General features: G+C 68.1%; 25 protein-coding genes. 14 read left to right on the top strand and 11 right to left on the bottom strand.

Annotated features, from left to right (window positions below):
* Window positions 1-4 precede the first annotated feature (4 nt).
* From TS85_RS09930 to TS85_RS25350, 3 genes are all read right to left on the bottom strand, one after another.
* Entirely contained in the window at window positions 5-139 is a 135-nt protein-coding gene (locus tag TS85_RS09930) for an entericidin A/B family lipoprotein (RefSeq protein ID WP_044331933.1), read from the bottom strand.
* Between the two features lie 297 nt (window positions 140-436).
* Window positions 437-2008: a sensor histidine kinase gene (locus TS85_RS09925; protein WP_044331931.1), complete on the bottom strand. Its 1572-nt coding sequence runs from the start codon at window positions 2006-2008 to the stop codon at window positions 437-439.
* 10 nt (window positions 2009-2018) lie between these two features.
* Window positions 2019-2186, bottom strand: a complete 168-nt coding sequence (locus TS85_RS25350; RefSeq protein WP_162184763.1) for a NepR family anti-sigma factor — start codon at window positions 2184-2186, stop codon at window positions 2019-2021.
* Between the two features lie 278 nt (window positions 2187-2464).
* On the opposite strand from TS85_RS25350, the gene TS85_RS09920 reads away from it, so the two are divergent.
* From TS85_RS09920 to TS85_RS09915, 3 genes are all read left to right on the top strand, one after another.
* Window positions 2465-3262: a response regulator gene (locus tag TS85_RS09920; protein ID WP_044331929.1), complete on the top strand. Its 798-nt coding sequence runs from the start codon at window positions 2465-2467 to the stop codon at window positions 3260-3262.
* A gap of 72 nt (window positions 3263-3334) precedes the next feature.
* Complete coding sequence (locus tag TS85_RS25845) at window positions 3335-3472, top strand: hypothetical protein (RefSeq protein WP_173426223.1); 138 nt, start codon at window positions 3335-3337, stop codon at window positions 3470-3472.
* 92 nt (window positions 3473-3564) lie between these two features.
* Entirely contained in the window at window positions 3565-4215 is a 651-nt protein-coding gene (locus TS85_RS09915; protein WP_044331927.1) for a sigma-70 family RNA polymerase sigma factor, read from the top strand.
* Window positions 4216-4348: 133 nt separating this feature from the next.
* Here TS85_RS09915 and TS85_RS25345 read toward each other — a convergent pair whose 3' ends face one another.
* Complete coding sequence (locus tag TS85_RS25345) at window positions 4349-4564, bottom strand: hypothetical protein (protein ID WP_162184670.1); 216 nt, start codon at window positions 4562-4564, stop codon at window positions 4349-4351.
* A 35-nt stretch (window positions 4565-4599) separates the two neighbouring features.
* On the opposite strand from TS85_RS25345, the gene TS85_RS09910 reads away from it, so the two are divergent.
* From TS85_RS09910 to TS85_RS09880, 7 genes are all read left to right on the top strand, one after another.
* Window positions 4600-7284, top strand: a complete 2685-nt coding sequence (locus TS85_RS09910) for a bifunctional [glutamine synthetase] adenylyltransferase/[glutamine synthetase]-adenylyl-L-tyrosine phosphorylase (RefSeq protein ID WP_044331926.1) — start codon at window positions 4600-4602, stop codon at window positions 7282-7284.
* A 13-nt stretch (window positions 7285-7297) separates the two neighbouring features.
* Window positions 7298-7768 (top strand): peroxiredoxin, encoded by a 471-nt coding sequence (locus tag TS85_RS09905; protein WP_044331924.1) that lies wholly within the window; start codon window positions 7298-7300, stop codon window positions 7766-7768.
* A gap of 8 nt (window positions 7769-7776) precedes the next feature.
* Window positions 7777-8586 (top strand): ferritin-like domain-containing protein, encoded by an 810-nt coding sequence (locus TS85_RS09900; protein ID WP_044331923.1) that lies wholly within the window; start codon window positions 7777-7779, stop codon window positions 8584-8586.
* A 109-nt stretch (window positions 8587-8695) separates the two neighbouring features.
* Complete coding sequence (locus tag TS85_RS09895; RefSeq protein ID WP_044331921.1) at window positions 8696-9877, top strand: M23 family metallopeptidase; 1182 nt, start codon at window positions 8696-8698, stop codon at window positions 9875-9877.
* Window positions 9878-9998: 121 nt separating this feature from the next.
* Window positions 9999-10340, top strand: a complete 342-nt coding sequence (gene erpA, locus TS85_RS09890) for an iron-sulfur cluster insertion protein ErpA (RefSeq protein WP_044331919.1) — start codon at window positions 9999-10001, stop codon at window positions 10338-10340.
* 7 nt (window positions 10341-10347) lie between these two features.
* Window positions 10348-11121 (top strand): exodeoxyribonuclease III, encoded by a 774-nt coding sequence (gene xth / locus TS85_RS09885; RefSeq protein WP_044331917.1) that lies wholly within the window; start codon window positions 10348-10350, stop codon window positions 11119-11121.
* Between the two features lie 251 nt (window positions 11122-11372).
* The gene (locus TS85_RS09880; protein WP_044331915.1) at window positions 11373-11636 is read left to right on the top strand and encodes a hypothetical protein; all 264 of its coding nucleotides are present in this window, start codon (window positions 11373-11375) and stop codon (window positions 11634-11636) included.
* Window positions 11637-11845: 209 nt separating this feature from the next.
* Here TS85_RS09880 and TS85_RS09875 read toward each other — a convergent pair whose 3' ends face one another.
* Window positions 11846-13009, bottom strand: a complete 1164-nt coding sequence (locus TS85_RS09875; protein WP_044331913.1) for a hypothetical protein — start codon at window positions 13007-13009, stop codon at window positions 11846-11848.
* Window positions 13010-13177: 168 nt separating this feature from the next.
* Between TS85_RS09875 and TS85_RS09870 the strand changes: the two genes are divergently transcribed.
* Window positions 13178-14296, top strand: coding sequence for a fatty acid desaturase family protein (locus TS85_RS09870; protein WP_155006581.1), 1119 nt, complete (start codon window positions 13178-13180; stop codon window positions 14294-14296).
* A gap of 3 nt (window positions 14297-14299) precedes the next feature.
* Here TS85_RS09870 and moaC read toward each other — a convergent pair whose 3' ends face one another.
* Genes moaC through TS85_RS09850 form a run of 4 tightly spaced genes read right to left on the bottom strand, consistent with a single transcriptional unit; the run spans window position 14300 to window position 17113 of the window.
* Entirely contained in the window at window positions 14300-14773 is a 474-nt protein-coding gene (moaC, locus tag TS85_RS09865; protein WP_044331911.1) for a cyclic pyranopterin monophosphate synthase MoaC, read from the bottom strand.
* Entirely contained in the window at window positions 14770-15540 is a 771-nt protein-coding gene (gene trpC, locus TS85_RS09860; RefSeq protein ID WP_044331910.1) for an indole-3-glycerol phosphate synthase TrpC, read from the bottom strand. The genes moaC and trpC overlap by 4 nt, the downstream gene beginning before the upstream one ends.
* Complete coding sequence (gene trpD / locus TS85_RS09855) at window positions 15540-16532, bottom strand: anthranilate phosphoribosyltransferase (protein ID WP_044331909.1); 993 nt, start codon at window positions 16530-16532, stop codon at window positions 15540-15542. Before trpD ends, trpC begins: the two co-directional genes overlap by 1 nt.
* Window positions 16529-17113, bottom strand: a complete 585-nt coding sequence (locus TS85_RS09850) for an anthranilate synthase component II (RefSeq protein ID WP_044331908.1) — start codon at window positions 17111-17113, stop codon at window positions 16529-16531. Before TS85_RS09850 ends, trpD begins: the two co-directional genes overlap by 4 nt.
* A 129-nt stretch (window positions 17114-17242) precedes the next feature.
* Here TS85_RS09850 and TS85_RS09845 point away from each other — a divergent pair, with 129 nt between their 5' ends.
* Complete coding sequence (locus tag TS85_RS09845; protein ID WP_044331907.1) at window positions 17243-17701, top strand: hypothetical protein; 459 nt, start codon at window positions 17243-17245, stop codon at window positions 17699-17701.
* A 166-nt stretch (window positions 17702-17867) separates the two neighbouring features.
* Here TS85_RS09845 and trpE read toward each other — a convergent pair whose 3' ends face one another.
* Together trpE and TS85_RS09835 are read right to left on the bottom strand one after the other, a co-directional pair.
* Window positions 17868-19373 (bottom strand): anthranilate synthase component I, encoded by a 1506-nt coding sequence (gene trpE, locus TS85_RS09840; protein ID WP_044331906.1) that lies wholly within the window; start codon window positions 19371-19373, stop codon window positions 17868-17870.
* Between the two features lie 2 nt (window positions 19374-19375).
* Window positions 19376-21325: a peptidylprolyl isomerase gene (locus TS85_RS09835; protein WP_044331905.1), complete on the bottom strand. Its 1950-nt coding sequence runs from the start codon at window positions 21323-21325 to the stop codon at window positions 19376-19378.
* 118 nt (window positions 21326-21443) lie between these two features.
* On the opposite strand from TS85_RS09835, the gene tpiA reads away from it, so the two are divergent.
* Entirely contained in the window at window positions 21444-22193 is a 750-nt protein-coding gene (tpiA, locus tag TS85_RS09830; RefSeq protein WP_077228546.1) for a triose-phosphate isomerase, read from the top strand.
* 126 nt (window positions 22194-22319) lie between these two features.
* The gene (locus TS85_RS09825; protein ID WP_044336124.1) at window positions 22320-24692 is read left to right on the top strand and encodes a penicillin acylase family protein; all 2373 of its coding nucleotides are present in this window, start codon (window positions 22320-22322) and stop codon (window positions 24690-24692) included.
* Window position 24693: the final 1 nt, after the last annotated feature.

Here is a 24693-nt window from a genome sequence, read left to right as displayed (position 1 = left end):
TGGCTTACTTCGATTCGTCGGCTGCGTTTGCGACCGTGCTGCCCGCCGACGAAACGTCGCGGCCGACGCCTTCGACGGTGTTGCAGGCCGAAACGAGGATCGCGCCCGCGAGCGCGGCACATGCGATGATCTTGCGCATTAGAATGTCTCCATTTTCGCCAGGTCTGGCTGTGGGGACAAATGCCCGGACGCGCAGGATCGTTCCGTGACGGACACGAAACCGGTCGGGCCGAAGCAAATTAGCGATGTGGGGGGAAAGGGTTAGGCCCGGAAGCGCCACCGGGGGGGAGGGTTGACGCTTCCGGGCCTATGTCTTGGATAGCGAGAGCGGGGGGGCAAAAATTCGCTATCCGAAGAGTAAAACGTGCTCCCGCGAATGGGGTTCCGTGGCGATGCGAAGTTTTTTTACTTTTTTTTCGGGGTGCCCCGGCTACCGTCAGGAACGGCCGGTGATCGCGATGCTCGCCTCATAGGCGCCAACCAGCGGATCGTGGTGGAGCTTGGTGCGAAGCTGCCGCGCCAGCCCGCTCATCACCCGTGCGTACCGGCTCTCCAGCAGCGCCTCCATCCCGGCATCTTCGACCAGAGCCGGGGAGATCACGCGGAGCGTAGCGCGATCGGGCTCGCTCTCGCTGCCCTTCACCGTGATCCGGATATTGGCGGACGGATTGCAGTTGATCGCCAGCTCGACGATTTCGGTGATGAGGAACGCGATGGCGATCGCGACGTCCTGCGTCACCAGCACCGGCTCGATGTCGAGCGTGATGCCGAGCCCCGACGCCTGTTCGGGCGCGGTGGCGCGAATATTGGCGGCAAGCTCGCCCAGCACCGAGCGCAGTTCGAGCCCGCGATTTTCCTCGAGTTCGGCATAATGGTTGCGATGGACGACCGCCAGCGCGTCGACGCGGCGCTGGATCGAGGCATAGGCCTCGCTCGCCTCGGCGCTCTTGGCCCCGCGGGCATGGAAATTGATCAGGCTGGAGATGACCTGGAGGTTGTTTTTCACGCGATGATGGACTTCGCGCGTCAGCTTGGTCTGGCGCACCAGCCCTTCGGCGAGGTCGGCCTCATGCGCCTGGACGGTCTGGCTGATCTGGCGGAAGGTGGCGCCGAGGTCGCGGATTTCCTGCGCGGGCATCGGGCCGAAGCGTTTGACGTCGATGACTTCGCCCGGCTGATACCGCCCGACGCTCGCGCGCAGCCGGCGCAGCGGGCGGATCAGCAGGATGTCGACGACGAACCAGCCGATCGCGGCGGCGGCGATCAGCATCACGACCAGCAACACCGTGGTGATGACCAAAGGCGAGGTGACCGGTGCGCCCGGCATCGAGATTTCGAGCTGGAGGTCGTCGATGCCAAGGTCGCTCGGCACAGCCTCGGGCCGGTCGAGCAAGCCGCCGCGGGGCAGCGTCCGCAGCGTCAGCCGGTCCTCGCCATCGAGCAGCGCGGCGCCATATTCGGGCACGAAGCCGCTCGGGCGGGCGAGTTCGCGCAATACTTCGATCGGATAATAGGCGACGGCGCTGGCGCCGGCGGCCCCGCCGATCCGCAGCATCATGCCGCCCTTGACGATCGAGGTGGTGACCTGGCCCGGCCGCAGGATCGCCGCGCCGGTGAGCGCGACGCGCTCGCCGCATAGCGGGCGCCCGCTCGCGTCGTTGATTACGAAGCGGACCCCGCCCTGCGTCGCGAACGTGCCGGCAAGCCGCGTGCAGCTGGGCGCGTCGTCGGGGTCCTGCTCGAGCGCAGTCATCGTCTCGCGGAGCTGGCCGACATGGTTGGCCAGGACATTCTGGACGATGCCCGAGCTTTCCTCGGCAAGCGCGCGGACGCGCTGGCGCGCCTCGCTGTCGGCGCTGCGCGTGGTCTGGAGCGTGGTGAACAACGCGATCAGCGCGAGCGGGAGCAGCGCGCCGACCAGGATCAGGAACACTTTTGCGCCGGTCGGCATGCGCGCCAACGCCGCCGCAGCTCCGGTGGCGCGCGGTTCCTGATCCACTGTTTCCATGGGGGGGTGGTTAATCGAGCTTTTTCAGCAGGTCGAGCAAATCATCAGGAATGGATTCACCAACGGCCTCGTCATAGGCCTGACGCAGTGCGTCGCCGACGCTGCGACCCGGTCGCTGCCCATCGGCACCGCCCTTGGCCTTTGCCGGCTTCTTCGATTCGTCATTATCGGAGTGCACCAATTCCCCCCTGAGGACCCAGGCTGTCCGGGACCCGGACTATGGACGATATTATCCCAGCGCAAGCACTGGAATGCTGACAAAGCCGCCGGGCGCGGACGCCCGGCGGTGCACGATGGCACCATACGGCTCGAGCGATGAAACCAAATAGCGCGTCGATTGTTCCACAGGCGATGCGAAATCCGGGGAGGGGCTCCTTCGGACTGTAGAATCGATTGCAATACACCCGCGCGGGGCCGAAAAAGCGGCCTGCGCACTCGAAGGAGAATTGTTCGCTTATGTCGCTTGGACAGCAACTCGCGCCTCACCTCCCCCTGCTGCGGCGCTATGCGCGGGCGCTGACCGGCAACCAGGCCGAGGGGGACCGCTATGTTCGTGCCGCGCTGGAGGCGATCGTCGCCGCGCCGGACCAGTTCCCCCGCGAAGTCGATCCGCGTCTGGGCCTGTATCGCACCTTCCAGGCGATCTGGCAGTCGACGCATCTCGAGGAAGATGAAATCGCCGAAGATTATCCCAGCGACGGCGAGGCGATCGCCCGCAAGCGGCTCGCGCGGCTCACGCCGCTGTCGCGCCAGGCACTGCTGCTGACCACGGTCGAGGGGTTCAGCGTCGAGGATGCAGGCTATCTGATCGAGGAAAGCCCGCACGATGTCGCGAAGCTGGTGAGCGAAGCGGTGTCCGAAATCGAGAGCCAGACGCGCACCCGCGTGCTCATCATCGAGGACGAGCCGCTGATCGCGATGGACCTGGAGCAGATTGTCCGCGACCTGGGTCATGAAGTCACCGGGGTCGCCGTTACCCGCGACGAAGCCGTGGCGCTCGCGATGGAGGATCGCCCGGGCCTCGTGCTCGCCGACATCCAGCTCGCCGACGACAGCTCGGGGATCGACGCAGTCAAGGACATCCTTGCCGAGTTCAGCGTGCCGGTGATCTTCATCACTGCGTTCCCCGAGCGACTGCTGACCGGCGAGCGGCCCGAGCCGACCTTCCTGATTACCAAGCCGTTCCAGCGCGAAACCGTGAAGACGACGATCAGCCAGGCGCTGTTTTTCGACGAAGCGACCGTTCCGGCCTGACGAACACCCCGAAAAATCGCGGCGGGTTCCACATGATACGGACCCAAAACGGTTTTCGGGGGTTCAACGATTATGGCTGACAAAGACGACACCACCGAACTCGGCACCGATCGCGCACGCGCTGGCACCACAGTCGGCATGACGCGTTACGTCCTTGGAATCTCGCTGGTGCTGGTGATCATAGCATTTGCCATCATACTCTGGTCTTGAGCAATCGAGCCGGAGCGTGGTGGTAAATCGCTGCAATCGCACCTATTTCACCTTCAAGCCGATTTGCGGCAAGCGCTACTGAACGGGAGCGAATGACTCAGTCCGATCAACCCGACGATCGCGCGAGCGAAGCGGAGCCGGCGGCATACGAGCATGTCTCGCTTTCCGATCCGGAGTTCAAGAAGCAGCTCGCAACGGTGATCCCGCATCTGCGCGCCTTCGGGCGGTCGCTGTCGGGCAGCCGCGACCTGGCCGACGATCTCGTCCAGGAAACGCTGCTCAAGGCATGGGCGGCGCGCCAGCGGTTCCAGGCGGGCACCAATATGCGCGCCTGGACCTTCATCATCCTGCGCAACCTGTATTTGTCACAGATGCGCCGCGCGCGCTTCAAGGGCGAGTGGGACGATCTGGTCGCCGACCGGCTGCTCGCGGCACCCGCCAGCCAGGATCGCCATGTCGAACTGGCCGATATGCAGCGCGCGCTGATGCACCTGCCGCAGCCGCAGCGCGAGGCGCTGATCCTCGTCGGCGCGGGCGGCTTTGCCTATGAGGAAGCGGCGGAAATCTGCAACGTCGCGGTCGGCACGATCAAGAGCCGCGTCGCGCGTGGCCGCGTGGCGCTGGAAGCGCTGATGACCGACGGCCAATTGCCGTCGCGCCGTGATGCGCCCGTCAACCAGGACGGCAAGACCGCGCTCGACACGATCATGCGCGAAGTCGACGACCTCAGCCGCGACCGGTGATCCGGCGCGGTGGGGGGTGGCGTACATCAAGCGACGCGCTCCGTCACTGGACGCCCGCAGCGCCGCAATGGCATGCCCCGATTTTCAGAAATAAGACCCGCCCGGCGCAATCACGCCGCGGCGGCAGCTTCTGTCAGCGCTGCTCGTATTCGTCGAGGCGGCGCAGCAAGATTGCGAAATCGTCCGGCAGATCTAATTCGCCCGTATAGGCATCGCGCAATGCGAGCTTAACCGCGTCGCTGGCGCACGGCTGCTCTACCCGATAGGGTGCATGGGCGCTGGAGGCGACAGGGGTTAAAGGTCTGATCACGAAGTTTACAACGTCCAAACCTAACTTTTGTTGCTCCAACCGTCGCATTTAGCAATCTAGCGGAAATGACTGGAATGAAAGCAGTATTTTCTGCCGCTAGCCTCGAAGGCGCGCGATCCCGAGCCCAGGCGCATGCCCCGTTCCTGGCGCTGCTGCTGGCGCGTGAGCCGGCGCTGGCGGAGAATCTGGAGGCGGCGCTCGCCGACCCGCTCGCGGCGGCGCGGGCGCTGTCCGGGGATATGCCCGAGGCGCGGCGGTTGCGGATCGAGCGGCGCCGGCTCGCCTTGCTGGTCGCGCTCGGCGACCTGTCGGGGCAGTTCGACCTCACCCGGGTGACGGGCCTGCTCAGCGATTTTGCCGATGACGCGATCGATCGCGCGATCCGCACCGCGATCCGCGAGCGAACCCCCGATGCCGAACCGCGCGGCTTCACTGCGATCGCGCTGGGCAAGCAGGGCAGCCGCGAGCTGAACTATTCGTCCGATGTCGACCCGATCCTGCTCTACGATCCGGTCACGCTGCCCTGCCGTCCGCGTGAGGAGGTCGAGGATGCGGCGGTGCGGATCGCGCGGCGGATGGTCGAGCTGCTCCAGACGCCCGACGGCGACGGCTATGTGCTGCGCGTCGACCTGCGGCTGCGCCCGTCGCCTGAGGCAACGCCGATCGCGCTGCCGGTCGAGGCCGCGATTGCTTATTATGAATCGCAGGCGCTGCCCTGGGAACGGGCGGCGTTCATCCGCGCGCGGGCCTGTGCTGGCGATCGCGCGCTGGGCGAACAGTTCCTCGCGGCGATCCGGCCATTCGTGTGGCGCCGCGCGCTCGATTTCGGGGCGATCCGCGAGATTCGCGACATATCGCGGCGGATTCGCGATCATTATGCGCAGTCGCAGGCGTTCGGGCCGGGCTATGACCTGAAGCGCGGGCGCGGGGGAATCCGCGAGATCGAGTTCTTCGCGCAGATCCACCAGTTGATTCACGGCGGGCGCGATCCGGCGCTGCGTGCGCCCGCCACGCGCGATGCGCTGGCGGCGCTGGCGGAGGCGGGATGGATCGGGCGCGGGGAGGCGGAGGCGCTGTGCGCCGCCTATGTCGCGTTGCGGACCGCCGAGCACCGGCTCCAGATGGTCGACGACCTCCAGACGCACCGGCTTCCCGCCGATCGCGCGGCGCTCGACAATGTCGCGCGGCTGGATGGGCTGGCGGACGGGGAGGCGCTGCTCGCCGGGCTGCGCCCGCATATCGAGAAGGTGGGCGCGACCTATGATGCGCTTGCCGATGACGGCGCGCCGCGGCTGCCCTCCGGCGGCGATGGGCTTCAGGCGCGGCTGGCCGATGCCGGTTTCGACAATGCGGCGGGGGCGGCGCGGATCGTTGCGGGCTGGCGCGGGGGCAGTTATCCCGCGCTGCGCAGCCCGGCGGCGCGCGAGGCGCTGGAGGCGCTGCTCCCCGGACTGATCGACGCGTTCGCGCATGCCCCGGACAGCACGCACGCGATCACGCGCTTCGACGCGATGCTGTCGCGATTGCCGAGCGCGATCAATTTCTTCCGGCTGCTGGAGGCGCAGCCGGGGCTCACCCAATTGCTGAGCGCGATCCTGTGCCATGCGCCGACGCTGGCCGAGCAATTGGGGCGCCGCGCGGAGCTGCTCGACGGGCTGATCGACGCGACCGCGCTGGACCCGATGCCCGGCATCGCCGCGCTGGCTGCCGAGATGTCGATATGCGAGCGCGGCGCGGACTATCAGTGGCAGCTTGAGCATGTCCGCCGGCTGGTCGGGGAAAAGCGGTTTGCGCTGGGGGCGCAGATCGTCGCGGGGGCCGGCGATCCGCTGGAGGTGTCGGCGGGCTATGCGCGGGTGGCCGAAGCTGCGATCGAGACGCTGGCCGGCGCGACGGTGGCGGAGTTCGCGCGCGTCCATGGCCGGGTGCCCGACAGCGAACTGGTGATATTGGCGCTGGGCCGGATGGGCGGGCAGGCGCTTACCCACGCCTCCGATCTCGACCTCGTCTATGTCTTCACCGGCGATTATGCGGCGGAATCGGTCGGGCCGAAGCCGATCGGGGCGGTGACCTATTATAACCGGCTGAGCCAGCGCGTGACCGGCGCGCTGTCGGTCGCGACGGCCGCGGGGCCGCTCTACGACGTCGATACGCGGCTTCGCCCGTCGGGGACGCAGGGGCCGCTGGCGGTGTCGCTCGACGGTTTCCGGCGATACCAGCGCGAGGAGGCGTGGACGTGGGAGCATATGGCGCTGACCCGCGCCCGCCCGGTGTTTGGATCGCCCGAGGCGCGCGCGGCGGTGACCGCGATCATCGACGAAGTGCTGAACGGTGCGCGGCCCGAGCGCGATATCGTCGCCGATGCGGCGAAGATGCGCGACGACATGGCCGCGCACAAGCCGCCCAAGGGGCCGCTGGACGCCAAGCTGCTGCCGGGCGGGCTCGTCGACCTGGAATTCGCGGTGCATACGCTCCAGCTCGTCCACCGGACCGGCTTCGCGCCGCGGCTGACCGATGCGATCGATGCGCTGGTCGCGGCAGGGCTGATGCCCGCGTCGATGCGCGCGGCGCATGACCTGTTGTCGCGGCTGCTGGTGACGCTGCGCCTCGTCGCGCCCGATGCGCAGCCCCCCGATGCGGAGACCCAGGCGCTGATCGCGCGCGCCCTGGGGCTCGAGTCGTGGGACGCGGTGGTTGCGTCGCTGGAACGGACCCGGCAGGACGTCCAGGCATGCTGGGCCGCGATCCGCGGCGGCTGAAAAGGACATCGACATGGCAATCGAGGAAGGCGACAAACTCCCCGCGGTCGAGCTCGACACCCCCAATGGCGGCAAGCTGAACCTCGCCGACTGCGCCGGGCGCCCGTTCGTGCTCTATTTCTATCCCAAGGACGACACGTCGGGCTGCACCCGCGAGGCGCAGGATTTCTCGGCGCTGCTGCCCGAGTTCGAGGCGCTGGGCGCGCAGGTCGTCGGCGTGTCGAAGGACCCGGCGATCAAGCACCAGAAATTCATCGCCAAATACGACCTGACTGTGTCCCTCGCCACCGACACCAATGGCGACGCGATGGAGGCGTTCGGGGTGTGGGTGGAGAAGCAGCTATACGGCAAGCGCTATATGGGGATCGATCGCTCGACCTTCCTGTTTGCGCCTGATGGCCGGCTGTTCCGCGCATGGCGGCGGGTGAAGGTGCCCGGGCATGCGGTGGACGTGCTGGAGTCGGTCAAGGCGATTCCCGCCTGAGCACCTTGATGCCGCAACGCAGTGTCGCCGAAGCCGTGCGGGCGGTGCTCGATGCGGACGATCCGCGCGCGAAGACGATGGCGGCGCGCTTCGCCGCGCGCGAATGGCGACTGGGGCGGCTGGCGCATCGGTTCGATGTGGCGATGCCCGATCGGCCTGCGCGACCCGCGGCGCCCGAACTGCTGCCGCCCAACCGGATGCCGCGGCGGGGCAAGGGCGGCTCCGAACGCGGACGGATCGCGCTGATCCACGCGCTCGCGCATATCGAGTTCGTCGCGATCGACCTCGCATTCGACATGATCGGGCGGTTCGGTGGCCAGTTCGGGCGCGGCTTCACCGATGACTGGATGAAGGTCGGCGCCGATGAGGCGATGCATTTCGCGCTGCTTGACCGGCGGCTGCGCCAGCTTGGCAGTCGCTATGGCGCGATGCCCGCGCATGACGGGCTGTGGGACGCCGCGGCGGTGACGGCGCACGATCCGCTCGCGCGGCTGGCAATCGTGCCGATGGTGCTCGAGGCGCGCGGGCTCGACGTGACGCCGGGCACGATCGAGCGCTTCGAAGCGGCGGGTGATTCGGTGACGGCGCGAATCCTCGCGCGGATTTTAAAGGATGAGGTGCGGCATGTCCGCGCGGGGACATTTTGGTTCGAATCGGCCTGCAAGCGCGACAGTTTCGAACCCGAAATAACCTGGCGACAGCTGGTGACCACGTATTTTCGCGGATTGATTAAGCCTCCGTTCAACGACTCGGCGCGGTTCGCAGCCGGTCTGACGCGAGAATATTATCAGCCCCTTGCGGGCGACGCGCGGGTCTGACCAAAACCATGGTGTCCAGAGGCGGAGGGGCTGCTGCTGCGACATTGGGGACTTGAGGCACCACACCGGGTCGCAATTCGGTGCTGCTTCCGTGACTTGCCGGGGACACATGGCTAACGCGTCGAACACCAATGATAATGCGAACCTCACCGAGCGGTTCCGATCTTTTTTTACCACCCGAGATTTCATTTTTCACGACGGGCGCGATCTGCGCCGGTTCAGCATTGCGGGCCGGACCCAGGCGTTTCTCGCCGGAGTCGCCACGATTACCGTCGCATTCTCGGGCTATGGCGTCGCGCAGGCGATGGTCGGCGCGATCCAGATCAGCGGCGTGACCGACATGCCGACTTCGCCCGAGGCGCAGGTTTCTCGGATGCGGGCGCAGTTTGAAGCGATGCGTGCTGATATTGCCGCCGCCAAGGAGGCGGCGAAGCTTCAGGCGGCGCGGGTTGAGCAGCGGCAGGCGCTGATTTCCGCCGTGCTTTCGGGCAAGGGCGACCGCAACGCGATCACCAGCGAAGTTCCCGCCGCGGCACCGCGCACCAGCGCCGTCGCCGACGAAGTGCTCGCACCGCTCCGCCAGGTCGAGGCGCGCCAGGTCGCGCTCGCCGGCAAGGCACGCGCCGCGGGTGAGGCCCGCTATGCCCAGACCGCCGTGCATCTCCGCCGCCTGGGCCTCGCGCCCGAGCGGTTCGCGATGGTCCAGGGCGGCATGGGCGGCCCCTATGAGCCGGTCGACAGCGACGACGCCACCGACTCCGCCAGCGCCGAAAGCGCCGACGCCCAGTTCCGCGCGCTGTTCCAGACCTGGAAGAAGCTCGACATGCTCGAGCAGACGGTGATCTCGGTCCCGTCGATGCAGCCGGTCGACAAGGTCGTCTTCACGTCGAGCTTCGGCGTCCGCTCCGACCCGTTCCGCGGCACCGCCGCGATGCACGCAGGCGTCGATATTCCGGGCGCGATCGGCACGCCGATTTACGCGACCGCCGATGGCGTCGTCAGCCATGCCGGTCGGCAGGGCGGCTATGGCAATCTGGTCCAGCTCAACCATGGCCGCGGCATCGAGACGCGCTATGGCCATCTTTCGAAGATCCTCGTCGCCGACAATACCCGCGTCCATCGCGGCCAGTTGATCGGGCTGATGGGCTCGACCGGGCGTTCGACCGGCAGCCACCTCCATTATGAAGTCCGGGTCGATGGTCGTGCGGTCAACCCGGTCCCGTTCCTGCAGACCGGCGAATATCTGGCCGCGGCGCACGCACAGGGCGGGGTGGGCGGTCCCGCCAAATAAGCTTTCCGGTTTGCAGGGGAGGATAAGGGGGCGGTCCATGAGGCCGCCCCTATCGTTTTGGGGGCCTGTCGGTACCGCTCCGCGCATTGCTTCGCGATCCCCGCGCGCCTATCTTCACCGGATGACGACACTCGCCCAGCCCGACATAGCGCTCACTCCCGCCGCCGCGGCGCGCGTCGCCGCGATCGCGGCCAAGCAGGGGCGCCCCGCGATCCTGCGGCTTTCGGTCGAAGGCGGCGGCTGTTCGGGGTTCCAGTATAAGTTCGCGCTGTCCGACGGCGTCGAGAGCGATGACAGCGTCGCCGAAGTCGAGGGCGTCCGGCTGGTGGTCGATTCGGTCAGCCTCGACCTGGTCCGCGGCGCGCAGGTCGATTTCGTCGATACGCTGGGCGGCGCGCATTTCGCAGTCGGCAATCCCAATGCCGCGTCGGGCTGCGGCTGCGGCACCAGCTTCTCGGTCTGACGCCGCCTTGAAGATCGTCAGCTACAATGTGAACGGGATCAAGGCGCGCATGGAGCGCCTGCTGGAGTATCTCGACGAGCAGAAGCCCGACATCGTCTGCCTCCAGGAACTGAAGGGCGCCGACGAGACGCTGCCCACCGGCCCCATCGAGGATGCCGGCTATGGCGCGGTATGGCATGGGCAGAAGGGGTTCAACGGCGTCGCCGTGCTCGCGCGCGGCGCGCAGCCGGTCGAGCGGCAACGCGGGCTGGCGGGCGATCCCGAGGATGCGCATAGCCGCTATATCGAGACCGAGATCGGCGACCTGATCGTCGCATCGATCTATCTGCCCAACGGCAATCCGCAGCCGGGGCCGAAGTTCGACTATAAGCTCAAATGGATGGACCGGCTGGCGGAGCGCGCGCGGGCGTTGCTGGCCGAGGAGCGCCCGGTGGTGCTCGCCGGCGATTTCAATGTCATCCCGAACGACGACGATACCTTCTCGGTCCGTGCGATGGCCGAGGATGCGCTGATGCAGCCCGAATCGCGCCAGCGCTATCGCGCGCTGCTCGCCCAGGGCTGGACCGATTCGCTGCGCACCCGGTTTCCCGGCGGCGGGCTGTGGACCTTCTGGGACTATCAGGCGGGCGCGTGGCAGCGCGATGCCGGGTTTCGCATCGACCATCTGCTGCTCAGCCCGCAGGCCGCCGACCGGCTGACCGGCGCGGGCGTCGACAAGGCGTATCGCGGCCGCGAAAAGGCCAGCGATCACGCCCCGACCTGGGTCAGCCTGCGCGCCTGAGAGCGCTTGCGGGCCCGACTGCCCGGTTCCGAACGCCCAACTGTCCTGATCCGAACAGTCCATTCGGGAAAATTCCCAACTCTTGGCGCCTATTGCTGTATTATGGCGGTAACACGCTTGTCATGTTCAGGCTAAGCTATTGAAATCATTACACTCATGAAACTGGCACGGGGGATGCAATAGCTTTGGTACAGGCGGAGACGGCACGAAGGAGCGCCTGCCACGTCTGCCAAATCCAGAGGAGTCAGGACATGAACACCATTCGCACCACCGCTCGCATCGCTTCGATCTTCGCCGCTGCCGCGCTCGTCGCGGGCGCATCGGCCCCGGCATTCGCCGCACGGGAAGAAGGCAAGCCTGCCCCCACCGAAACCCCCGCGCCCAAGGTTCAGCGCTATTGCGTCCCCTCGGAAGTCTCGACCGGCACGATCCTGCGCTCGCCCAAGGTCTGCAAGACCCGCGCCCAGTGGATTGCCGACACCGGCGTCGATCCGGTCCGCGCGATCCGCAAGTAAACCTCTGCAGCCCGCGGCGGATCGAACGCGACCGCCGCGGGACAGCAGTTGTGTCAGAGACTGTTTTGAAAATGCGCCGTGGCGCATTTCGCGGCACCGGCCCGCTCCCCCGCCCGGCCACCCAACGGCAGTATTCTATGGGTGGCCGGGCGGGGGAGCGGGCCGGTGCCGCCTGAATTCGCTATTTCGCGAATTCTCAAAAAAGCCCCTCAGCCGGCAATCGGCTTCTGGTAGATCACATATTCGCGGTTCACGCGGCTCTCGATCGCCTGGGCAATGGCAACCATTCCCTGGTTGTCCTCGAGGATCCAGCCAATCTCGCCGCGCGTCGCGCCATAATCGGCGACCGCCGCCAGGCGAATATATTCGATCATCATGAAGGCGAGCTGGCTCGCCATACGCGACGCCTGCAATCGCTTGACGACGCCCATCAAGGGTACGCGCATCGTGTTCGCCTTGGGCTTGCGCAGCCATAGCAGCAGCTTGGCCCAGCCGAACGGCAGCAGCGAGCCCTTCAGTCCCTTCAGCGGCTCGTTGAGATCCGGAAGCGTGACCATGAAGGCGACGGGTTCGCCGTCGAGTTCGGCGATCATGATCAGGTCCTCGAACACCAGCGGCTTCAGCTTCTTGCCGACATCGTCGATCTCGGGCTGCGTGAGCGGCACGAACCCCCAATTGTCCGACCATGCGTCGTTGAGGATCGCGAGGATGATCGCGGCCTCCTCGGCGAATTTCGCCTTGTTCACCTTGCGGATCTTGATCCGCGCATTCTTCTCGCCCGCTGCGACGATGCGCTGGATCAGCGGCGGGAAGGGGGCATCGATCCGCACTTCGAAGGTCACCAGCGTCTTTGCGGGCGCATAGCCCAGCGCTTCGATCCAGCCCTTGTATTTGGCGGGGTGGTGGCCCATCAGCACCGTCGGCGAGTGATCATGTCCCTTGGTCAGCAGGCCGGGTTCTTCCCAGATCGACAGGCTGACCGGCCCGAGCGCGCGCGTCATGCCCTTATCCGCCAGCCATTGTTCGGCGCGCGTGATCAGCGCCGTCGCGACCTCGGCATCCTCGGCATCGAACATGCCCCAAAAGCCGGTGCCGGGGCCAAAGCCCTGATCGGCGGGCATTTCGAGCGCCAGCCGATCGATATGCGCCGAAATCCGCCCCACCACGATGCCGCCGCGCTCGGCCAGGAACAATTGCGCCTCGGCGTGGCTGAACCAGCCATTCTTCGCCGGGCTGATCGTCGCCGCCACTTCGGCGCGCAGCGGGGCGACCCAATTCGGGTCGTCGCCGTTGAGGCGATAGGCCAGCTCGATAAATGCCTTGGTGTCGGCCTTGCCCGAAACGGGGCGGATCTGGATATCGGCGCTGGTCACGGTGTGTCGGCCCTTTTTTGACGCCGGAACGGGGCGTCCTTGATGACGCGCAATGCAGTCCTGCGTGGGCCGGTCTCTGTCAAGCGCTGTCCGGGAGCGGCGGCGTTCGCGCCCGACGGCCCTGTAATGCCACCAGAAAGCCACTATCTAAAGGCAATGGCTGTGATCATGACCAAATCCGTTGCTCTCGACTTGTCCGCCGCAGAGGGCGTGACTCCGGCGCCGGCCCCGGCAGCGCGCGTCCGTCTTTCCGGGATGCCGGACGACCGGGCGATGCTGCGCGCGGCGGCCGAACTGACCCGCGACCTGCATACGCCGAAGCCGTTGATCTACTGGAGCGATTTCATTGCGTCCGCGCTGGTCGGCTATGCCGGGCTGGCGGTTGCTATCCTCGCACCGGCGCCGCTGGTCGCGGTGCTGGGCGCGATCGTCGCGATCCTGGCGCTGTATCGCGCCGGGCTGTTCATCCACGAACTGACGCATGTGAAGCACGCGCAACTGCCGTTTTTCCGCTTCGGGTGGAACGCGCTGGTCGGCGTGCCGCTGCTGCTGCCGTCGTTCATGTACGAGGGCGTCCATAGCCTGCACCATGCCCGCACGCGCTATGGCACCGATCAGGATCCCGAATATCTGCCGCTCGCGCTGATGAAGCCATGGACGCTGCCGGTGTTCCTGATCGTGTCCGTGCTTGCGCCGATCGCGCTGCTGGTCCGTTTCGCGGTGCTCAGCCCGTTGTCGCTGCTTTCGCCCAAGCTGCGCACCATCGTCGTGGCGCGCTATTCGGGGCTCCAGATCAACCCCAAGTTCGAACGCCGCGCGCCCGAGGGCGAACTCAAGACCCAGTGGTTCTGGCAGGAACTGGCGTGCAGCCTGTTCGCGATCGGGCTGCTTGCCGCGGTGTTCACCGGGGTGGTCCCGCTGCGCGCTTTCGCCATCTATCTGGGCGTCGTCGCGGGTGTCGCGGTGATCAACCAGGTGCGGACGCTGGTCGCGCATCTGTGGGAGAATGAGGGCGAGCCGCTGACGGTCACCGCGCAATATCTCGACAGCGTCAACGTGCCGACGCCGGGCTTCCTGCCCTATCTGTGGGCGCCGGTCGGGCTGCGCTACCATGCGCTCCACCATCTGCTGCCCGGCGTGCCCTATCATTCGCTGAGCGAGGCGCATCGCCGGCTGGCGGGTGCGCTGGAGGAAAGCTCGGCCTATCACAAGGCGAACTATCCGACGCTGAGCGGGCTGGTTCGGCGGCTGGCGGCGAACACGATGAAGGTCCGCAGCGCAGGCTGAGGATCAGTCGGGCGCGGTCCAGTCGCCTGACTTGCCGCCGCGTTTCGACAGCAGGCGGACGCCGCCGATCACCATCGCCTTGTCGAGCGCCTTCGCCATGTCATAGACGGTGAGCAGCGCGACGCCGGCGGCAGTGAGCGCCTCCATCTCGACCCCGGTCTGCGCCGCGGTGGCTGCGGTCGCGGTGACGGTGACGCCGGATGCATCGGTCGCGAGGTCGATCGTGACGCTCGACAGCGGCAGCGGGTGGCAGAGCGGGATCAGCTCGGCGGTCTTCTTCGCCGCCATGATCCCCGCAATCCGCGCGGTGGCGAGGACATCGCCCTTTTGCACCGCGCCCGCGGCGATCGCGGCGGCGGCTTCGGCGGACATGGTGATGCGGCCCGTGGCTACCGCGACGCGCTGGGTGACGGGCTTGGCCCCGACATCGACCATGCGCGCGGCGCCGCTTTCGTCGAGGTGCGTGAGCCCGGTCACCCGACCAACGCCCGCGTCGCCGCCGCGACATCGTCCTGCCGCATCAGCGCCTCGCCGATCAGGAAGCAGGCGATGCCATGCTCGGCCATCGCGTCGAGATCGGCGCGCGTCGTGAGCCCCGATTCGGCGACGAAGGTACAGCCGGCGGGGGCGTGGCGGACAAGGTCGTAGGTTTTTTGCAGATCGACTTCGAAGGTCTTGAGATTGCGGTTGTTCACGCCGATCAGCCGCGAGCGCAGCGCCAATGCGCGCTCCAGCTCGTGCGCGTCATGGACTTCGACAAGGGCGTCCATGCCCTGTTCGATCGCAGCAGCCTCGATCTCCGCCATCTGGCCGTTGTCGAGCGCGGCGACGATGATCAGGATCGCGTCGGCGCCGATCGCGCGGGACTCCTCGACCTGCCACGGGTCGACCATGAAATCCTTGCGGATCACCGGCAGCGCGCAGGCGGCGCGCGCGGCGATCAGATAGTCCTCATGCCCCTGGAAATAGTCGCGGTCGGTGAGGACCGACAGGCAGGCGGCGCCGCCGGCCTGATAGGCGCGGGCGTGGGCGGGGGGATCGAAATCGGGGCGGATCAGCCCCTTGGACGGGCTGGCCTTCTTGATCTCGGCGATCAGGCCATAGCCGCCCGCCGCGACCTTTGCGTCGAGCGCGGCCTTGAACCCGCGCGGGGCAGTGGGCGCGGGGCGCGGCTGGGGCTGCGCCTTGCGCTCGGCGACTTCGGCGCGCTTGGTTTCGAGGATGCGGTCGAGAATAGTCGGCATCAAAAGGCGATCCAGCAATCGAGCAGCGTGTTGGCGAGCCCGGCGTCGATCGCCTCGGCGGCGTCCTCCGCGCCCTCGGCCAGCGTGTCGGCGTGCCCCGCGACCATCAGCGCGGCGGCGGCGTTGAGCAGCACCGCGTCGCGATACGCGCCGGGCTCGCCCCGGAGCAGGCGGCGCAGCGCGAGGGCGTTATGGGCGGCGTCCCCGCCGCGAATCGCGGCGAGCGGGTGGCGGGGCAGCCCGGCATCCTCGGGCGCGATCCGTGTGGGGAGGCGGGCGCTGCCGACATTGACGACCACGCTCGCGCTTTCGGTCGACAGTTCGTCGAGCCCGTCCTCGCCCGAAATCACCGCTGCGGACTCGCTGCCGAGCTGGACGAGCGCCTCGGCATAGATGCCGGCATAGTCGGGGCGGGCAATGCCGATGAGCTGGCGCGTGACATGCGCGGGGTTTGCGAGCGGCCCCATCAGGTTGAAGATCGTGCGGCGCCCGATGCGGCGGCGGATCGGCGCGATCGGGGCGAGCGCGGGATGGTGGTGCTGTGCGAAGAGGAAGGCGATGCCGAGTTCGTGGAGCGATTCCTCGGCGCGGGCGGTCGCGCGGTCGAGGTTGAGGCCGAGTGCCTCGAGCGTATCGGCGGCGCCTGCCTTGGACGATGCGGCGCGGTTGCCATGCTTGGCGACGGGGACGCCGCAGGCGGCGACGACGAGGCTGACCGCGGTCGAGACGTTGAGCGTGTGATGGCCGTCGCCGCCGGTGCCGCACACGTCGATCGCGCCGGGGGGCGCCGTCACCGCGAGCATCCGCGCCCGCAATGCGCGCGCGGCCTCGGCGATCTCGACGCTGGTCTCGCCGCGGATCGCGAGCGCGATGAGGAAGGCTTCGATCGCCTCGGGCGGCACCGCGCCGTCGAGGATGTCGCCGAACGCCTGCGCGGCGCTTTCATGGGAAAGCGGCGACGACGGATCGGGGAGGAGCGCGATGCGCGTCACGCCAGCGCCTTCGCATCGATGCCCGCGGCGCGCAGGAAATTGGCGAGCATCGCATGGCCATGCTCGGTCGCGATGCTTTCGGGGTGGAACTGGACGCCGTGGATCGGCAGCTCGCGGTGGCGGAAGCCCATGACCGATCCGTCGCTCGCCGTCGCGTTGACCACCAGCGTATCGGGAATGTCGGTGACGATCAGCGAGTGATAGCGCGTCGCGGTGAAGGGCGAGGGGAGGTCGGTGAACAGTCCGGTGCCGTCATGCTCGACAGGGCAGGTCTTGCCGTGCATCAGCCCGCCGCGCACCACGCTGCCGCCGAAATGCTGGCCGATCGCCTGATGCCCCAGGCACACGCCGAGCAGCGGCTTGCCCAGATCGGCGCAGGCGGCGACCAGATCGAGGCTGATCCCCGCCTCGTTCGGGGTGCAGGGGCCGGGCGAGATCAGGAACGCCTGCGCATTGCTGGCGATCGCGTCGCGCGCGGTCAGCGCGTCGTTGCGGACGACCTGAACCTCCGCGCCCAGCTCCATCAGGTAGTGGACGAGGTTCCAGGTGAAGCTGTCATAATTGTCGAGCACGAGGATCATGCGCGCCGAACTAGGGGGTTTCGCGGATTCCCACAATCGGTGCGGCGCATATTTGCCTTGGCACGGCCATAGTGCGGCGCAAGGGTGGCGCGGCAGAGGGCGTGCAGGTTTCGAGTTCCAGGAGTTTCCATGATTGCCAAGATGCTGATCGCCCTAGCGGCGCTGGCCGCCGTCCCCGCCGCCGCACAGGACGCGCCGGAAAAGCCGTCCGCCGCGCAGCAGGACAAGACCACCCCCGACGGCCCGCCCAAGCGCGTCCGTTCGGTGCTGCTGTTCGCCGACGAGGCATGCCCCAAGACGCAGGACCCCGACGAGATCGTGGTGTGCGCAGTCGCGGGCGATTCGCCCTATCGCATTCCCAAGCGTTTCCGCGACCAGCCCAAGGACGGCCCGACCGGCCAGGCCTGGTCGCGTCGGATGGAAGTGGTCGAGGAAGTCAATCGCGCGGGGCTGCCAAACAGCTGCTCGCCGGTCGGCAGCGGCGGCCAGACCGGCTGCACGCGCAAGTTCATCCAGCAATGGGCGCAGGAGAAGCTCGACCGCGAAGCCAAGGCGCGCGCTGCGGCCGAGCCGACCGACGATAATTGAGGGGGGTGGGGCGGCGCGCGACGGCGCGCTGCCCGCCGCTAGAGTTGGATGACATCAGCTTGAGTCATCCCCCCACCGTTCGCCCTGAGCTTGTCGAAGGGGCAGTGAGACTCACCGTGCTTCGACAGGCTCAGCACGAACGGGTTTATGGGGTCGTCATCACCCTTTACTGGCCGAAGCCGCTTTCCGCCGCCCGCGCGATGGCCTCGCGCGCGGCGGCGATCAGCGCGCCGGCCTTTGCCTCGCATTCGCGCTGTTCATAGGCGGGGTCCGAATCGGCGACGATGCCCGCGCCCGACTGGACGTGCATCACCCCGTCCTTGACCAGCGCGGTGCGCAGCACGATGCATGAATCCATCGAGCCGTCGGGCGAGAAATAGCCGACCCCGCCCGCATAGGGCCCGCGCGTTTCGGGCTCCAGCTCGGCGATGATCTGGCACGCGCGCACCTTTGGCGCGCCGCTGACGGTGCCCGCCGGAAAGCCCGCGAACAGCGCGTCGAGCGCGTCGCTGCCCGGCTTCAGCCGGCCGACGACGTTCGAGACGATGTGCATGACATGGCTGTAGAATTCGACGGTGTAGCTGTCGGTCACGCGCACGCTGCCCGCGTCCGCCGCGCGGCCGACATCGTTGCGGCCCAGATCGAGCAGCATCAGATGCTCGGCGCGCTCCTTGGGATCGGCGAGCAGGCTGGTGCGGTTTGCCTCGTCCTCGGCGGCGGTCTTGCCGCGCGGGCGGGTGCCGGCGATCGGGCGGATCGTGATTTCGCCGTCGCGCGCGCGCACCAGAATCTCCGGGCTCGACCCGGTCAGCGCGAAGCCGGGCAAGTCGAGATGATAGAGAAAGGGCGAGGGGTTCACGCGGCGGAGCGCGCGGTAGAGTTCGAACGGGGGCAGCGTGAACGGCGCGGTGAAGCGCTGCGCCAGCACCACCTGAAAAATGTCGCCCGCGGCGATATAGTCCTTCGCCTGCGCCACCATCTCGCCATAGCGACCGGGCGCCAGCACCGGGCTGAGCGCGATCTCGGCGGGTTCGGCGCGGACGGGCGCGGGGAGGGCGGGGCCGGCGAGCCGCGCGGCGGTCGCCTCGATGCGTTCGGCAGCGGCCTCGACCAGCGCGTCGGGCGCGGTATCGGCGTCGGGCCATACCGGCGCGACCAGGAACAGCGAATCGGCCAGCCGGTCGAAGATCAGGATCACCGTCGGGCGCACGAACATCATGTCGGGCACGCCCAGAGGATTGGCAGGCGGACGCGGCAGCGTCTCGACCAGCCCGATCGTCTCATAGCTGAAATAGCCGACGAGGCAGGCAAGCGCGCGGGGCAGTTCGGGCGGCACCTCCATCCGGCAGGCGCCGACCAGCGCGCGTAGCGCCTCCAGCGCGGGCGCGTCGCAATCGGCAAAGGCGGCGCGATCGGTCAGCCAGCGGCGATTGATCGCCGCATCCCCGGCGGTGGCGCGGAACACCAGGTCGGGGGCAAGGCCGATCAGGCTGTGGCGCCCGCGCGTGGCGCCGCCCTCGACCGATTCGAGCAGGAAATCGCCGCGCCCGGGCTCGATCAGCTTGAGCGCTGCGGCGACCGGAGTCTCGGTATCGGCGACCTGGCGCCGCCAGAGGAGCGCCGGGCGCCCCGCGGCGAGCGCGGTGCGCGCGGCTTCGGCGCCCTGTACCACGCTCAGCGGGCCGCCGTGCCCTGGCGGCTCAGATCGGCGCGCAACGCCGCGATCGCCTTGTCGTTGCGCGTCACCTTGATGTGGCTGCGCACCGACTGGATGAATTCGCGGGCATATTCGCCGCCCAGCTGCGGCGCGATGTCGGCGCGGACGCGATCGATCGCGGCACGGTCGCCCGCGGCGCTGTGCTGTTCGACGGCGTCGAGATAGACGACATAATAGCCCGCGCGGTTCTCCGCCTGGACCAGCTTGGCGGTCTTGGGTGCCATGCGGAACGCCATCTGGATCGACGGCGCCATCTGCTGCGAAAGCACTTCGGCGCGCTTGAAGTCGAACGGCTTCGGCGCCGGACCCTTGGTCACGCCCGCTTCGCTCAGCGCCTGTTGCATCGGCACGCCCTTCTGGAGCTTCGCGACGACGGCATTGGCCGCCGTACGTGCCTTTTGCAGCGCCTGTTCGACCAGATAGTCCTTGTTCACCTGATCGCGGATCTGCGCGAGCGGGCGAGGGGCGGCGGCGACGACGCGGTCGAGCTTGACCACGGCGAAGCTTCCATCGGGCCCGACCGGCACGACCTGCGGGTCGTCATTCGGGTCGGTCGCGGCGAAGCCGGCACGCATGATCGCGGCGAGCGCCGGATCGGGCTGATAGGCGGCATCGTCGGGGTTGGTGCCCGCGGCGGTCAGCGCCGGGGTGACCGCGGCCGTGAGCTTGGCGGCGGCGATCGTCTCGTCGAAATTCTTGTCGTCGCCAATGCCGTCCTCGATGCTCTGCCGAGTCGTGGCGAGAGCCTCTGCGGTCTTGCGCTGGGTGACTTCGTCGGCAAGCTCGCTGCGAACCTGCTCCAGCGTGCGTGCGGCGATCTTTTCGACCTTCTCGACCTGGAGCACATGCCAGCCGAGCTGCGAGCGCACCGGGCCTACGACGCCGCCCTGCGGTGCGGCGAAGGCGGCGTCGGCGATCGCAGTCGTCGTCTGGCGCGCCAAGGCGGCCTTTTCCACCGCGTCGAAATTGGTCGGCTCCAGCCCGGCGGCGGTGGCGACGGCGGTGATCGCCTTGCCCGCCTTCACCTGCGCCGCGACATTGTTGGCGGTCGCCTGGTCGAGCACGATCAGCTGGCGCACGCTGCGCTTCTCGCTGGCGGCATAGCGCGCGGCATTGGCCTTGTACGCCGCCGCGATCTCCGCATCGGTTGCGGCGAGCGTGGCGCGCAGCGCGTCGGGCTTGACCAGCGCATAGCGGACGATCCGGCGCTGCGGCACCGAATAGCGGGCGCGATTGCTGGTGTAATAGGCGGTCAGCGTCTTTTCGTCCGGGTCGGCGCCGGGGTCCATCGCGATCGTCGAGACCAGCCCGACAATGCCGGTGCGGCGTTCGAGCAGCAGCGACGCATAGGGGAGGACGACGCCGTCGGGGATCTGCGCGCTGACCGTGGCGCGGTTGATCAGCCAGTTGCTGTAGCGCTCGTCGGTCAGGCTGTTGCGGAAGGCGACCGGCGAGATGCGGTTCTGCGCGAGCAGATCCTCATAGGTCTTTTGGCTGAACTTGCCGTCAAAGCCCGCGAAGGACGGGTTGCTGGCGATTTCGCCATCGACCAGCTTCTTGCTGACCTGCATCCCCGATTGCTTGGCGAATTCGACCAGCGCGGCACTGTTGATCATTTCGTCCACGGCAAGCTCGAGCCCGCCCTCGGCGAGGAACTGCTCGACGGTGACGTTCTGGCCCTGCTGCTGAAGCCCGCGGATGAAGCGGTCGATCCGCTCCTTCACTTCGGTATCGGTGATGTCGGTCCCCCCCACTTTGGCCACGACGCCGCCGGTGCTGCCGCCGCTCGTGGTGCGGACGCCGGTGATGTCGCTGGCCGCGAAGGCAAGCGCGATGAGCCCTAGGAACACGAACACCGCGATCAGGCCGTAGCGCGACTTGGTGAAGTTCCGGAAGAATTTGAGCATGAAGGGCCGTTCGTTCGAGGAGGTTCGGGCGTGCTTTAGGGCGGTAGGACGCGCCCTTCAAGCTTGTGCAGTCCGTCAGGCTTGCTATCGCCCACGACACAATAGGGAGGACGGGGATATGCGGCGCAAACTGGTGGCCGGAAACTGGAAGATGCACGGGCTGAACGCACAACTCGGCGAAGTCGAGGCGATTGCCGCGGCCGCCGCCGCGACGCCGCAGGTCGACGTGGCATTGTGCGTGCCCTTCACGCTGATCACGCGCGCCGCAGCGGCCGCGGGAGCGATGCCGATCGGCGCGCAGGACGTTCACGAGGCTGAGTCCGGTGCGCATACCGGGTGTGTATCGGGGGCGATGCTGCGCGAGGCAGGGGCGACGCTGGCGATCGTCGGCCATTCCGAGCGTCGTGCGGATCAGCATGAAACCAGCCACGACGCCTGGGCAAAGGCGATGGCCGCGCGCCGTGCCGGGCTCGGCGTCATCCTGTGCTGCGGCGAGACCGAGGCCGAGCGCGACGCGGGCCGCGCCGAGCGGATCGTCCAGTCGCAGATCGAAAAGTCGCTGCCCGACGGCGCATCGGGCGATTGGCTGACGATTGCCTATGAGCCGCGCTGGGCGATCGGCACGGGGCGCACCCCGACGCTGGAGGACATCGCCGCGATCCACGCGATCGCGCGGGCCAAGCTGCGGCACATGGTCGGCGAAGCGGCGGAGACGATCCGCATCCTGTATGGCGGATCGGTGACCGGGGCCAACGCCGCCGAGATACTGGCAGTCGACAATGTCGACGGCGCGCTGGTCGGTGGGGCGAGCCTGACCGCGGCGAAGTTCGTGCCGATCATCGCGGCGGCGGCGACGCTGGCGGGCTGAGCCGCCGCGATCGGGGCGGCGGCGCCCCATAACTGGCGGTTATTGCGGGCGAACCCCTGTCGCATGGACAAGCGGCGGGGGCGCCCCCAAGCTTTCCCCTCATGGCACCAATGCGGGGAAATGCCGATGCTGAACCGTCGATCCTTCCTGCTGGCCACCAGTGCGGCGCTGGTGACCGGCGCTGCCGCCGCGACGGCGGCCCCGGCGTGGCTGCAGGCGCTGCCCGCGCGCCAGACCCGCGTGCGCGGTGCCAGGGCGCCGATCGACATCGTCGATGACCGCTTCGGCACCCCGCATATCCGCGCGGCGTCGATCCCCGACGCGTTTTTCGGCCAGGGCTATGTCGTCGCGCGCGACCGGCTGTTCCAGATCGACCTGGGGCATCGCCGCGAGCTGGGGCGGCTGGCCGAGGTGTTCGGCGCGCGGTTCGCGGCGCACGACGCCGCCGCGCGGCTGTTCCACTATCGCGGCGATCTGGAGGCCGAGTTGCGCGGCGTGCCCCGCGACGTGCTGGCCTGCGCGCGCGCCTATGTCGCGGGGATCAACGCCCGAGTCGACGAGGTGCTCGCTGACCCGTCGCTGCTCCCGCTCGAATATCAGATCCTCAAGGTCGCGCCGCTGCATTGGGATATAGTCGACCTGGTGCGCGCCCGTGACGGCGCGGTCGGCAATGCCGATGACGAAGTCCGGCGCGCGCAGCTGGCGGCGCTGGGGCTGCTCGCGCTCGACGAGATTATCGCGCCGCTGCGCCCGGCCTGGACGTTGCGCGTGCCCGAGGGGCTCGACGTCGCGGCGGTGAGCGAGGCCGATCTGGGCGTGCTGCGGCTCGGCGGGCTGCCGTTCGCGCCCGAGCGTCCCGCCGCCGATCCCGCCGGGCCTACCGAGCGCGCCAATGCCGGCAGCAATGCGTGGACGGTCGCGCCCTCGCGGACCGCGACGGGGCGCGCGATCCTGGCGAACGATCCGCATCTGGGCATTGGCGGCTTCGGCCCGCGCCATGTCGCGCATCTGAGCGCGCCGGGGCTCGACGTGATCGGCGGCGGTGCGCCGGGGTTGCCGGGGATCATGCAGGGGCATACCGATCGCTTCGCGTTCGGGCGGACCAATTCGCATATCGACCAGTCCGACCTGTTCGTCCTCGAACTCGATCCCGACGATCCCGAGCGCTATCGCCATGACGGGGGGTGGAAGCGGTTCGATCGCGTCGAGGAGGTGATCGCGGTCAAGGACGCTGCGCCCGAGCGCGTGACGCAGCGCTATGCGGTGCAGGGTGCAGTGATCGCGCACGACCCCGCGCGGCGGCGCGCGACCGTGCTCGCGACGATCGGGCAGCAGCCGGGCGGGCATGGCGCCTTTGCGATGATCGCGATCAACCTGGCCAAGGACTGGGCGAGCCTTCGCAAGGCGTGCCGCCTGCATCCGTCGCCGACCAACCTCCATTATGCCGATGTCGACGGCAATACCGGGTGGCAGGTGATCGGCTTCGCGCCGGTGCGCAAGCGCGGTGACGGGCTGTTGCCCATGCCGGGCGACGGGCGCTACGACTGGACCGGGCGGCGCGACTATCGCACGATGCCGGGCGAGTATAACCCCGCCAAGGGCTGGTTCGCCTCGGCCAACCAGGACAATCTGCCTGGCGACTGGCCGCGCGACCGCATTCCCGCCTTCTCGTTCCGCGATCCCTATCGCTACAACCGGATCGCCGACGTGCTGGCGCGGCAGGACAAGCACAGCGTCGCGGACAGCATCGCCCTGCAATACGACACGTTCTCGACTCCGGCGCAGCAGCTGCTCGCGCTGTTGCCCGCGCGTCCCTCGGCGGCGGCGCGGCCTGCGGTCGAGATGCTGCGCGGATGGGATGCGCGGATCGCGGCGGACAGCGGCGCGGCGGCGTTGTTCGAGATCGTGTGGCGCGACCTAGGCAAGCGGATGCTCGCGGCGATCGTGCCCGAGCGCGCCAGGGCGCTGGTGACGACGATCGGCGCATCGGTGCTGCTGGAGCTGCTCGCGCGGCCCGATGCGCGGTTGGGGAGCGATCCGGCGGCGGCGCGCGACGCGATGCTGGATGCGGCCCTCGCCGCGGCGTGGAGCACCGCGGGCACGCTGTTGGGGGCAGACCCGGCGGGCTGGCGCTATGGCACGCTCCACAAAATCCGTATCCGCCACCCGCTATCGGCGATCCCGGCGATCGCCGCGGCGTTCCCGCCGATCGAGGGCGAGGGGTCTGGGGGCGATGGCTATACGGTGATGGCGCGCTGGCTGGGTTCGGGGCTCGACTGGCGCGTGGCAGGGGGCGCGAGCTATTTGCAGGTGATCGACGTCGGCGCGTGGGACAATGCGCGGATGCTCAACCTGCCCGGCCAGTCGAACGACCCGCGCTCGCCGCATTATCGCGACCAATATCGCCCCTGGGCGGCGGGCGCGATGCAGCCGATGCCGTTCACGCGGGCCGCAGTCGACGCCGTGGCCGCAGCGCGCACGACGCTGCGGCCCGGCTGAG

Source organism: Sphingomonas hengshuiensis (genome assembly GCF_000935025.1).
Taxonomy (GTDB): domain Bacteria; phylum Pseudomonadota; class Alphaproteobacteria; order Sphingomonadales; family Sphingomonadaceae; genus Sphingomonas; species Sphingomonas hengshuiensis.
The sequence above is the reverse complement of the archived record's forward strand: the minus strand, read 5'-3'. Positions and strand labels throughout refer to the sequence as shown.

Excerpts from the sequence above, each read along its gene's own strand:
- TS85_RS09930 (WP_044331933.1), bottom strand. The coding sequence starts at position 139 with ATGCGCAAGATCATCGCATGTGCCGCGCTCGCGGGCGCGATCCTCGTT.
- TS85_RS09925 (WP_044331931.1), bottom strand. The coding sequence starts at position 2,008 with ATGGAAACAGTGGATCAGGAACCGCGCGCCACCGGAGCTGCGGCGGCG.
- TS85_RS09920 (WP_044331929.1), top strand. The coding sequence starts at position 2,465 with ATGTCGCTTGGACAGCAACTCGCGCCTCACCTCCCCCTGCTGCGGCGC.
- TS85_RS25845 (WP_173426223.1), top strand. The coding sequence starts at position 3,335 with ATGGCTGACAAAGACGACACCACCGAACTCGGCACCGATCGCGCACGC.
- TS85_RS09915 (WP_044331927.1), top strand. The coding sequence starts at position 3,565 with ATGACTCAGTCCGATCAACCCGACGATCGCGCGAGCGAAGCGGAGCCG.
- TS85_RS09910 (WP_044331926.1), top strand. The coding sequence starts at position 4,600 with ATGAAAGCAGTATTTTCTGCCGCTAGCCTCGAAGGCGCGCGATCCCGA.
- TS85_RS09905 (WP_044331924.1), top strand. The coding sequence starts at position 7,298 with ATGGCAATCGAGGAAGGCGACAAACTCCCCGCGGTCGAGCTCGACACC.
- TS85_RS09900 (WP_044331923.1), top strand. The coding sequence starts at position 7,777 with ATGCCGCAACGCAGTGTCGCCGAAGCCGTGCGGGCGGTGCTCGATGCG.
- TS85_RS09895 (WP_044331921.1), top strand. The coding sequence starts at position 8,696 with ATGGCTAACGCGTCGAACACCAATGATAATGCGAACCTCACCGAGCGG.
- erpA (WP_044331919.1), top strand. The coding sequence starts at position 9,999 with ATGACGACACTCGCCCAGCCCGACATAGCGCTCACTCCCGCCGCCGCG.
- TS85_RS09880 (WP_044331915.1), top strand. The coding sequence starts at position 11,373 with ATGAACACCATTCGCACCACCGCTCGCATCGCTTCGATCTTCGCCGCT.
- TS85_RS09870 (WP_155006581.1), top strand. The coding sequence starts at position 13,178 with ATGACCAAATCCGTTGCTCTCGACTTGTCCGCCGCAGAGGGCGTGACT.
- trpC (WP_044331910.1), bottom strand. The coding sequence starts at position 15,540 with ATGCCGACTATTCTCGACCGCATCCTCGAAACCAAGCGCGCCGAAGTC.
- TS85_RS09850 (WP_044331908.1), bottom strand. The coding sequence starts at position 17,113 with ATGATCCTCGTGCTCGACAATTATGACAGCTTCACCTGGAACCTCGTC.
- TS85_RS09845 (WP_044331907.1), top strand. The coding sequence starts at position 17,243 with ATGATTGCCAAGATGCTGATCGCCCTAGCGGCGCTGGCCGCCGTCCCC.
- TS85_RS09835 (WP_044331905.1), bottom strand. The coding sequence starts at position 21,325 with ATGCTCAAATTCTTCCGGAACTTCACCAAGTCGCGCTACGGCCTGATC.
- tpiA (WP_077228546.1), top strand. The coding sequence starts at position 21,444 with ATGCGGCGCAAACTGGTGGCCGGAAACTGGAAGATGCACGGGCTGAAC.
- TS85_RS09825 (WP_044336124.1), top strand. The coding sequence starts at position 22,320 with ATGCTGAACCGTCGATCCTTCCTGCTGGCCACCAGTGCGGCGCTGGTG.